Source organism: Pseudomonas emilianonis (genome assembly GCF_023072625.1).
GTDB classification, from domain to species: domain Bacteria; phylum Pseudomonadota; class Gammaproteobacteria; order Pseudomonadales; family Pseudomonadaceae; genus Aquipseudomonas; species Aquipseudomonas paraveronii.
In genome coordinates this window covers 1-8,293 of sequence record NZ_JAKNRV010000236.1, presented here as the reverse complement: position 1 = coordinate 8,293, position 8,293 = coordinate 1, and the positions used below count along the sequence as shown (strand labels likewise).

12 protein-coding genes, 1 tRNA gene and 1 pseudogene are annotated in these 8,293 nt (G+C 58.3%); 10 read left to right on the top strand and 4 right to left on the bottom strand.

The window, feature by feature from the left end:
• The 5 genes from L9Z73_RS20545 to murB all read left to right on the top strand — a co-directional run.
• The coding region (locus tag L9Z73_RS20545) for a tetraacyldisaccharide 4'-kinase (protein ID WP_247404740.1) at positions 1–446 on the top strand (446 nt) is incomplete at its 5' end.
• A 23-nt stretch (positions 447–469) separates the two neighbouring features.
• The gene (locus L9Z73_RS20540; RefSeq protein WP_003174668.1) at positions 470–655 is read left to right on the top strand and encodes a Trm112 family protein; all 186 of its coding nucleotides are present in this window, start codon (positions 470–472) and stop codon (positions 653–655) included.
• Complete coding sequence (gene kdsB, locus L9Z73_RS20535) at positions 652–1,416, top strand: 3-deoxy-manno-octulosonate cytidylyltransferase (protein WP_247404737.1); 765 nt, start codon at positions 652–654, stop codon at positions 1,414–1,416. The genes L9Z73_RS20540 and kdsB overlap by 4 nt, the downstream gene beginning before the upstream one ends.
• Complete coding sequence (locus tag L9Z73_RS20530; RefSeq protein ID WP_247404735.1) at positions 1,416–1,880, top strand: low molecular weight protein-tyrosine-phosphatase; 465 nt, start codon at positions 1,416–1,418, stop codon at positions 1,878–1,880. The genes kdsB and L9Z73_RS20530 overlap by 1 nt, the downstream gene beginning before the upstream one ends.
• Complete coding sequence (gene murB / locus L9Z73_RS20525; protein ID WP_247404733.1) at positions 1,877–2,896, top strand: UDP-N-acetylmuramate dehydrogenase; 1,020 nt, start codon at positions 1,877–1,879, stop codon at positions 2,894–2,896. The genes L9Z73_RS20530 and murB overlap by 4 nt, the downstream gene beginning before the upstream one ends.
• A gap of 73 nt (positions 2,897–2,969) precedes the next feature.
• Here the strand turns inward: murB and L9Z73_RS20520 are convergent, their stop codons facing one another.
• Positions 2,970–3,641 carry a Bax inhibitor-1/YccA family protein gene (locus L9Z73_RS20520; RefSeq protein ID WP_247404731.1) on the bottom strand — a complete coding sequence of 224 codons (672 nt, stop codon included), beginning with the start codon at positions 3,639–3,641 and terminating at the stop codon, positions 2,970–2,972.
• 152 nt (positions 3,642–3,793) lie between these two features.
• On the opposite strand from L9Z73_RS20520, the gene L9Z73_RS20515 reads away from it, so the two are divergent.
• Positions 3,794–3,884: transfer RNA gene (locus tag L9Z73_RS20515), tRNA-Ser, on the top strand.
• A gap of 126 nt (positions 3,885–4,010) precedes the next feature.
• Here the strand turns inward: L9Z73_RS20515 and L9Z73_RS20510 are convergent.
• Positions 4,011–4,643: pseudogene (locus tag L9Z73_RS20510) on the bottom strand (tyrosine-type recombinase/integrase); the annotation flags it as partial.
• A gap of 70 nt (positions 4,644–4,713) precedes the next feature.
• On the opposite strand from L9Z73_RS20510, the gene L9Z73_RS20505 reads away from it, so the two are divergent.
• Both L9Z73_RS20505 and L9Z73_RS20500 read left to right on the top strand, forming a co-directional pair.
• Positions 4,714–5,181, top strand: a complete 468-nt coding sequence (locus tag L9Z73_RS20505) for a YmfL family putative regulatory protein (protein WP_247404728.1) — start codon at positions 4,714–4,716, stop codon at positions 5,179–5,181.
• A gap of 22 nt (positions 5,182–5,203) precedes the next feature.
• Positions 5,204–5,371: a hypothetical protein gene (locus tag L9Z73_RS20500; protein WP_247404724.1), complete on the top strand. Its 168-nt coding sequence runs from the start codon at positions 5,204–5,206 to the stop codon at positions 5,369–5,371.
• Here the strand turns inward: L9Z73_RS20500 and L9Z73_RS20495 are convergent.
• Complete coding sequence (locus L9Z73_RS20495) at positions 5,361–5,561, bottom strand: hypothetical protein (RefSeq protein ID WP_247404722.1); 201 nt, start codon at positions 5,559–5,561, stop codon at positions 5,361–5,363. The genes L9Z73_RS20500 and L9Z73_RS20495 overlap by 11 nt on opposite strands.
• Before the next feature lie 162 nt (positions 5,562–5,723).
• On the opposite strand from L9Z73_RS20495, the gene L9Z73_RS20490 reads away from it, so the two are divergent.
• A complete protein-coding gene (locus L9Z73_RS20490) occupies positions 5,724–6,572 on the top strand; it encodes a BRO-N domain-containing protein (RefSeq protein ID WP_430624302.1) in 849 nt (282 codons plus the stop codon).
• The gene (locus L9Z73_RS20485; protein ID WP_247404718.1) at positions 6,572–7,378 is read left to right on the top strand and encodes a hypothetical protein; all 807 of its coding nucleotides are present in this window, start codon (positions 6,572–6,574) and stop codon (positions 7,376–7,378) included. Before L9Z73_RS20490 ends, L9Z73_RS20485 begins: the two co-directional genes overlap by 1 nt.
• 265 nt (positions 7,379–7,643) lie before the next feature.
• Here the strand turns inward: L9Z73_RS20485 and L9Z73_RS20480 are convergent, their stop codons facing one another.
• A complete protein-coding gene (locus L9Z73_RS20480; RefSeq protein WP_247404715.1) occupies positions 7,644–8,009 on the bottom strand; it encodes a hypothetical protein in 366 nt (121 codons plus the stop codon).
• Positions 8,010–8,293 lie beyond the last annotated feature (284 nt).

Sequence of the window (8,293 nt, the reverse complement as noted above, 5' to 3'; positions counted from 1 at the left end):
CGGAGCGCCTGCAGAGCGTGGATGCGCTGCTCTATAATGGCGCCGGCGCCGATCGCGAAGATGGCTTCGCCTTTTGCCTGCAGCCCACGGCGTTGGTCAACTTGCAAACCGGCGAGCGCCAGCCGGTCGATTACTTCCCGGCAGGCCAGCAGGTGCACGCGGTCGCCGGGATCGGCAACCCGCAACGTTTCTTCAACACCCTTGAAACGCTACACTGGCAACCGATACCCCATGTTTTTGCCGACCATGCGCCCTACAGCGCCGAGGTCTTGAATTTCACACCATCATTACCGCTGGTCATGACCGAGAAGGACGCGGTGAAGTGCCGCGTCTTTGCCCAGCCTGACTGGTGGTACCTTGCGGTGGATGCGGTGCCGTCGCCGGCGTTTGTCGCCTGGTTCGACACGCAACTGATGCGTCTGTTGCCCTCCCGTCTCTTGCCTTAAACGCTTCATTCCAGGAAACACTCATGGACACCAAACTGCTCGACATCCTCGCTTGCCCGATCTGCAAAGGCCCACTCAAGCTCAGCGCTGACAAGACCGAACTGATCAGCAAAGGCGCCGGCCTGGCTTACCCGATCCGTGATGGCATCCCGGTGATGCTGGAAAGCGAAGCCCGCACGCTGACTACCGACGAGCGTCTGGATAAATGACTACAGCCTTTACCGTTGTCATTCCATCGCGCTACGCCTCGACCCGCCTGCCGGGTAAACCGCTGCAACTGATCGGCAACAAGCCGATGATTCAGTTGGTATGGGAACAGGCCTGCAAAAGCAGCGCCGAGCGCGTGGTGGTGGCTACCGATGATCCACGTATTATCGACGCCTGCAAAACCTTCGGTGCCGAAGCGGTACTGACCCGCGAAGACCACAATTCCGGTACCGACCGCCTGGCCGAAGTGGCCACACAGCTTGGCCTGGCGCCTGATGCCATCGTGGTCAATGTGCAAGGTGACGAGCCGTTGATCCCGCCGAGCGTGATCGACCAGGTGGCCGCCAACCTGGCTGCCCATGGTGAAGCGCGCATGGCGACGCTGGCCGAGCCCATCGAAGATATCGACACCCTGTTCAATCCGAACGTGGTCAAGGTGGTCAGCGACATCAACGGCCTGGCGCTGACGTTCAGTCGCTCGACGTTGCCCTGGGCGCGGGATGCTTTTGCCAGGAATCCTGACCTGTTGCCAGAGGGCGTGCCGTACCGCCGTCACATCGGTATCTACGCCTACCGCGCCGGTTTCCTGCAGGACTTCGTCAGTTGGGGCCCGTGCTGGCTGGAAAACACCGAATCCCTGGAGCAACTGCGTGCCCTGTGGCACGGCGTGCGCATCCACGTCGCCGATGCTCTGGAAGCACCGCCTGCAGGTGTCGACACTCAGGAAGACCTCGAACGCGTCCGCCGCCTGCTGGGGGCCTGATGGAGGTTCTGTTTGTCTGCCTGGGCAATATCTGCCGCTCGCCAACCGCTGAAGGCGTATTGCGTCATAAATTGTACGAAGCGGGTTTGGCCGGCCAGGTCGACGTGGCGTCCGCCGGCACGGGCGAATGGCATGTCGGCAACCCACCGGACCAGCGCAGCCAGCGTGCAGCGCGGGCGCGGGGTTATGATCTGTCGGCCCAGCGTGCGCAGCAGGTCAGCAGCGCCGACTTTGCGCGCTACGACCTGATCCTGGCGATGGACCACAGCAACCTGCGCAACCTCAAGGCCATGCAGTCGGGGCAGGGCAAGGCCGAGCTGGACCTGTTCCTGCGCCGCTACGACTCGGAAGTGGACGAGGTGCCAGACCCTTACTACGAAGGCGAACAAGGCTTTGAGCGGGTCCTGGACCTGATCGAGCGAGCCTGTGATTTATTGGTGATCGAATTGAAGGGGCGGTTATGACCTTGCAAGTGCTTGCGCAGGTATCGCTCAAGCCATTCAACAGCTTTGGTATCGACGTGCGTGCCCAGCTCTTCGCGGAGGCCCATAGCGACGCGGATGTTCGCCAAGCCCTGGCCTACGCCGCCGCGCAGGCAGTACCGCTGCTGGTGATCGGCGGTGGCAGCAACCTGCTGCTGACCCGGGACATTCCAGCCCTGGTATTGCGCATGGCGACCCGGGGCATTCGGGTGCTGCAGGATGATGGCAAGCACGTGCTGGTCGAGGCCGAAGCGGGCGAAGCCTGGCACCCGTTTGTACTGTGGACCCTGGAACATGGCCTCTGCGGCCTCGAAAACCTCAGCTTGATCCCCGGCACCGTGGGTGCCGCTCCGATGCAAAACATCGGCGCCTACGGTGTGGAGATCAAGGATGTGTTCGCCGGCTTGACGGCCCTGGACCGCCAGACCGGCGAGTTGCGTGATTTCAACCTGGAAGAATGCAACTTCGCCTACCGGGACAGCCTGTTCAAACACGAAACCGGGCGTTGGTTGATCCTCCGAGTACGGTTTGCCTTGAGCCGCGTCAGCCACCTCAAGCTCGACTACGGCCCAGTGCAACAGCGCCTGGCCGGGCAGGGGATTACCCAAGCCACCCCGAGCGATGTCAGTCGGGCAATCTGTAGCATTCGTCGGGAAAAACTGCCGGACCCCGCAGAACTGGGCAACGCCGGCAGCTTCTTCAAAAACCCACTGGTGTCCCAGGCGTTGGCGGCTGAGCTGCAAGGCTTGTATCCGGACCTGGTGGCCTATCCCCAGGCGGACGGCCAGATGAAACTCGCCGCCGGCTGGTTGATCGACAAGGCCGGTTGGAAGGGCTTTCGTGATGGCGATGCCGGCGTGCATAAGATGCAGGCATTGGTGCTGGTCAACTACGGCGGCGCCACCGGGCATGACATCGCGAACCTGGCGCTACGTATCCAGCAGGATATTGCCGAACGTTTCAAGGTCGACCTGGAGATGGAGCCCAACCAGTACTGAGTCCAGAACAAAGTCCCCTGAAACAAAAATGCCCCGTATCTCGCGATGCGGGGCATTTTTATGCTGCTGGCAATCAGTCGTCGCGGCTCATGATGCCGAAGATCTGCAACAGGCTGATAAACAGGTTGTAGATCGACACATACAGGCTGATGGTCGCCATGATGTAGTTGCGCTCACCGCCGTGGATGATGGCGCTGGTCTGGAACAGGATGCACACGGAGGAAAACAGCACAAAGCCCGCGCTGATCGCCAATTGCAGGCCGCTGATCTGGAAGAACATGCCTGCGACCACTGCCCCTAGCAACACGAAGAAACCGGCGGTGATGAAGCCACCCAGGAAGCTCATGTCCTTGCGGGTAATCAGCACATACGCCGACAAACCACCAAACACCAGGGCTGTCATGGCAAACGCCGAGCTGACCACTTCCGCGCCGCCGGCCATGCCGAGGTAACGGTTAAGGATCGGGCCGAGGATAAACCCCATGAAACCGGTCAATGCAAACGCCGACACCAGGCCCCAGGCCGAGTCACGCAGCTTGTTGGTCAGGAAGAACAGACCGTAGAAGCCGATCAACACGACAAAGATATTCGGGTAGCCGACGCGCATCTGCTGGGCCATGAACGCCATCACGCCGCTGAATGCGAGGGTAAGGGCGAGCAAGCCATAGGTGTTGCGCAAGACGCGGCTGACTTCAAGCTGCTCAGCCTGCGCGTTACCATTCACTGCGTAATTCTGTTCGCGCATGGCGACACTCCTTCGGTTTTGAAACGTTCAGTCGCAAAGATCATAACAGACGCCCTGTAACAAGCGATGGCGAGAGTTTGACAGTGTGTTTCATTCGGGTATTATGGCGCCCGCTGAGACAGGATGGGCTGCTATAATCCTGTGATGCAAAAGGGAAATTGGCAGAGTGGTTGAATGCACCGGTCTTGAAAACCGGCGAACGTTAATAGCGTTCCCAGGGTTCGAATCCCTGGTTTCCCGCCAAGATTTAAACGAAAGCCCCGCATTGCGGGGCTTTTGCGTTTCTGGCGTTCAGGAATGCTGATAGTGAAACATCTGATCGTTTCCGCATCATTTCAGGCGGTTTCCGCAACTCAGCCAGATTTGAGATCAACGAGTCGGCTTCACGATCTCGCCAACGCGCCTGTAGACCGTCTCCGTGATGCGCTTGTCCGTGTGGCCCAGGAGGCGGCTGGCATCGCCCAGGTCGAGGATCTCGCTGGCGGCTTTCGGTCGGATGTCGCGGAATTGGAACTGGCGAATGCTCGCGGCGAGAATCCCGTCTCCTTTCTCGCGAGCTGTCGCAATCGCCCGGTTCCTGGCATCGTCAAAGCGCAGCCGCAGCATCGGCTTGGTCACCTGCCGCCCATCCTCAGTGACAATCAGGTACGGGCTCCGCACGCCGCGGGAACGCCTCTGCTCTATCAACCGCTCCACCAGTGCGCCTAAGTCATTCAAAACTCCGGCGGCAGTCAGGCGGATTCGTAGCTTTTTGGAAGTCTTGCCCTGGGCAACCTGGAGGAACTCGTTAACCGCGTCTGCTTCCCGCATCGAAAGCACGTCCGCCGGGCGCTGGCCAGTCAAATAAGCCAGGTCCATGGCGTCGCGCAACTCCGAGGTCGCGACCGCATACACGGCGCTCCAGATTTCCTCGGTTGCGTAAAAGTCCCGCGGCACTTCCTTGTTCTTTCGCACGCCGGCGGCCGGGTTGCTCTCGGTGATCCCCCACTCGCGTGCGATGTTAAGCGACATCCCTGTGCGCTGTTCCATTGAAGCCATCTTGACCGCAATCGACCCAAGGAAAAACTAGGACATGAAAACGCCCGTACTAGAGACCCGCCGCCAAGTAATGGCTGCTGTGTCCAACGCTTTCCCTGGTGGGATGGATTGCGCGGCAGCTCGCCTTGGCATCAAGGACAAACGCCTGGAGAACCAGATTTACGAAACCGCCGGGTGCAAGCCGCTGAGCGATGCCGAGATCTTCGTGCTGGAAAGCGAAACAAAGACCGAGCATCTGCCGGACTACATCTGCGCGATGTACGGCGGTGTGTTCGTAAAGATCCCGGAGGCGGGGGAGCTGGACAACGTCGACCTGTATCAGCGCTCTCTGGCTGCATCTGCACAGCGCGGCGCTCTTGACCAGATGGTGGCTTCCGCCCTGGAAGACGGCGAAATCGATTCGAACGAAGCAAAGAAGATCCGCGCCCTGCACGCCAAGTACATGTCGGCGAGCCTCGAGACTATCGGGGCGGTAATTGAGTTGCACAAGGCAAGAGCCTGAATTTCACGACCGGAGAAAGACCATGAGCAATCGAGATCCCCATTTTGAAGAGCTGGTAGCACTACGGGACGTACTGATTGAGGTGCTACCAAGTACGGGCGTTGACGATCTGACGACCGTGGCAATCGAGAACGCCAAGGCCGTCAGGGCCGCTTTTGAAGAGCTATCTAAATCGGCGACTACCGAGTGAGAGGCACTGAGCCCGCACCTTTCCCGGCTGCGCTCTTGAAGTGCTCCGTGAGTTGCGTGTGCGCCTCAACAATGGACGCGGTTATTACTCCAGCCCCGTTGGTTTTTAGATCGCCAGCACGAATCAATTCGATAACGACCTGTAGCGCCGCAGTTGCAGCGGTGTTGTTCAGATTAATGACTTCAGTCATGTCCGGCCTCCTAGGCCTTCTTGTGTGGAAGCAGAAAGCTACCACGGATGCGCCGGACACCCAATTTACCCGCAGCACCAAATCGCAGGCACAAAAAAGCCAGGTTCACGGCCTGGCTCTTTGTGCAGCATTTACAACTAAGTTCTGGAGCGCATAATGCCCATGTCTACCCAAACTGTCAATTCGCCACCTTACGCGCCACGTTTTCCGCAATCTGAAAACGTGGCGCGCAATTCCTCGGTGATTCCGTTCGACTTCGACGGCGCTGCAATCAGGGTCATCACCGACAAGCTCGGAGATCCATGGTTTGTTGCCCGCGATGTCGCTGACGCCCTCGGCTATTCCAAGCCTGAGAACGCAGTGTCCCGCCATTGCAAGGCTGCGACCACTACCCCGAAACAGGGTGGTGGTTTCATGACTATCATCCCGGAGCGAGACCTGTACCGGCTGGTGATGAAGTCCAAGCTGCCGGCCGCCGAGAAGTTTGAAGAGTGGGTGGTCGGGCAGGTGCTGCCGAGCATCCGCAAGACCGGCACCTTTTCCGCTCAAGGCCCGAACAACTCCAAGATCGTCGGAGAGCTGGCGATTCTTGAATGCTTCGACCGCCTGCTGAAGCCTGCCAACTCTAGCAAGATGATGATGCTGGCCAAGATCGCCGCCAATAACGGGCTGGATGCCAAATTCCTCCCAGGTTACGCCGTGGACGCCGCCCCTGATGCCGCTGGCGGGTCTTCGATGCCCGCCAAGGCAATCACCGCCCTGATCAAAGATCACGCCATCGCCAGCACCGCCCGTGCCTTCAACCTTGAACTTGAGGCCCACGGCTTCCTCAAGGTGCTCCAGCGCAAAAACTCCAAGCAGGAAATGGTCGACTTCTGGTCCGTGACTGAGAAGGGCATGGCCTACGGCAAGAATCTCACCAGCCCCCAGTGCCCCCGCGAGACACAGCCTCACTGGTATGTGGATCGCTTCCTTGAATTGGCCGGCCTTGTCGGCAAAGGAGGCAAGTAATGGCCCGCGCACGAAACGTAAAGCCCGGCCTGTTCAGCAATGAGCTACTTGTCGAGCTTCCAGCATTTGACCGGCTGGCTTTCATTGGCCTGTGGTGCCTGGCGGATCAAGCCCTTTCTCAATCCGGCAATCTGATCTTCGGCAGCGCAGACCACCCTGAAAGGGCTTGGACAGACCTTACGGCAACTGTTCGCGCGTCCGGAGACTTGCAAGGCATTGTGTTTTATCAGGCAACTAACGGCAACGAGACGACCTGGATACTGGTTGGGTCTAACGGTAAAGTCTTTTCCCGTTATGGCGATTGGTCAGGCCAGGTGGCGCGCACTACGACCTTCACTTCTAGCGAGACTGTGTACTGCGTCAACGTCATTGGCAGTTTTGTGTTGATTGCGGGATCGAATGGGAAGCTGCTTAGCGCTGTGAAGGTGGCGACGGATAATCTGCAAAACTTCACGCCCAGAACCAGCACCTTCGGCTATAGCACCATCCTTTCCATGAAGCTTTGCAACGGGAAAATGTTTATCGTTGGTGCGGATGGCAAGATGGCATATTCATCCGATGGGCTTAGCTGGACTGCTGTTGAAGATACCAGTTTCGGTGGAACCATCATCCGCGACATTGCTTACGGTAATGGCAAGTATGTAGCTGTCGGCGACGGCGGCAAGACAGCCGTTTCCGAGGATGGGATCGGCTGGGTTCAGCAAGCCAACACTTTCGCAGGAACCGATATCCGGAGCGTCGCCTACGGCAATGGCAAATTTGTAGCTGTTGGTGCAGACGGCAAGATTGCTTACTGGACTCCATGATCTTCTATCTCCTTGCGTAATAGAGCCCAGCCGTCGCGCTGGGCTTTTTCATTTCTGATTCAGGCTCGCCACAGCCAGGGTGGCCCTTCGGGGGATGCCTGGACGCGGATAAGCCGGTAGTGCCGCGCTACGGAAAAACACCGGCAGCCCGCGCGCCCTGACCTAACACGCTTTCAGGGTGGCGCGAGACAGGAACGGCGAGATCGATGCATTGGGGCGTCGACGCGGGAATTGCCTTTGGCTGACGGCGGGAAAGACCGCGCACCTACTCCAGGCGCAGTTCCAGACGCAGTGAATTTAGATATTCCGTGCAAAACTCAGTTTCGAGGATTTTCTTTGCTCGGGCCTCTTGCTCCTTTCCCGACGAACCAGGAGGGCCCAATATTTCGTCTTTTACGCCCTCAAACATCGCGACTATCTCTTCTCGATTTTTCTTGATGCCGCTTTCTTTCATGTAAAGAGCAGTATTGTTCAGCGACGTTGCTATCACTGCATGTGGAATATCTGGATCACCGCTCCCGGCCAAGGCGCATCGAATCATTTTTACTGCATGCGCCTCATGGGTTTCGCACCCCTGCATATTGAGCAGAGTAACAACAGTTAGCGCTGTGAAAATTACCCCTCTCTTCATGTTTTTCTTCCTGTGCTCGGCTAAATATTTAGATTTTCCAGCGGAAGGTAAGCTCTGCCCGCTCCAAATCTACCTTTTCAGGTCTCGACATTGGTAGGGGACCTTTTCGTTTTCGGCCCCGCCACACCCTTCGCTCTGAGCTGGGGGTGCCGCCGGGGCTGATTCAAATCTGCAGGTCATGGCCTGTCATATTCATAACTCCCTGACGGGGAGGAACCGAGATGTCCAACATGCCAGACAAACCAGACACATGGGCGATTGCGCTTGCGTGGTTGAGCCAGCAT

What these genes read in the sequence shown, in the direction of transcription:
- L9Z73_RS20540 (WP_003174668.1), top strand. Translation starts at nt 470, where the DNA reads ATGGACACCAAACTGCTCGACATCCTCGCTTGCCCGATCTGCAAAGGC.
- kdsB (WP_247404737.1), top strand. Translation starts at nt 652, where the DNA reads ATGACTACAGCCTTTACCGTTGTCATTCCATCGCGCTACGCCTCGACC.
- L9Z73_RS20530 (WP_247404735.1), top strand. Translation starts at nt 1,416, where the DNA reads ATGGAGGTTCTGTTTGTCTGCCTGGGCAATATCTGCCGCTCGCCAACC.
- murB (WP_247404733.1), top strand. Translation starts at nt 1,877, where the DNA reads ATGACCTTGCAAGTGCTTGCGCAGGTATCGCTCAAGCCATTCAACAGC.
- L9Z73_RS20520 (WP_247404731.1), bottom strand. Translation starts at nt 3,641, where the DNA reads ATGCGCGAACAGAATTACGCAGTGAATGGTAACGCGCAGGCTGAGCAG.
- L9Z73_RS20505 (WP_247404728.1), top strand. Translation starts at nt 4,714, where the DNA reads ATGAAAACGCCCGTACTAGAGACCCGCCGCCAAGTAATGGCTGCTGTG.
- L9Z73_RS20500 (WP_247404724.1), top strand. Translation starts at nt 5,204, where the DNA reads ATGAGCAATCGAGATCCCCATTTTGAAGAGCTGGTAGCACTACGGGAC.
- L9Z73_RS20495 (WP_247404722.1), bottom strand. Translation starts at nt 5,561, where the DNA reads ATGACTGAAGTCATTAATCTGAACAACACCGCTGCAACTGCGGCGCTA.
- L9Z73_RS20490 (WP_430624302.1), top strand. Translation starts at nt 5,724, where the DNA reads ATGTCTACCCAAACTGTCAATTCGCCACCTTACGCGCCACGTTTTCCG.
- L9Z73_RS20485 (WP_247404718.1), top strand. Translation starts at nt 6,572, where the DNA reads ATGGCCCGCGCACGAAACGTAAAGCCCGGCCTGTTCAGCAATGAGCTA.
- L9Z73_RS20480 (WP_247404715.1), bottom strand. Translation starts at nt 8,009, where the DNA reads ATGAAGAGAGGGGTAATTTTCACAGCGCTAACTGTTGTTACTCTGCTC.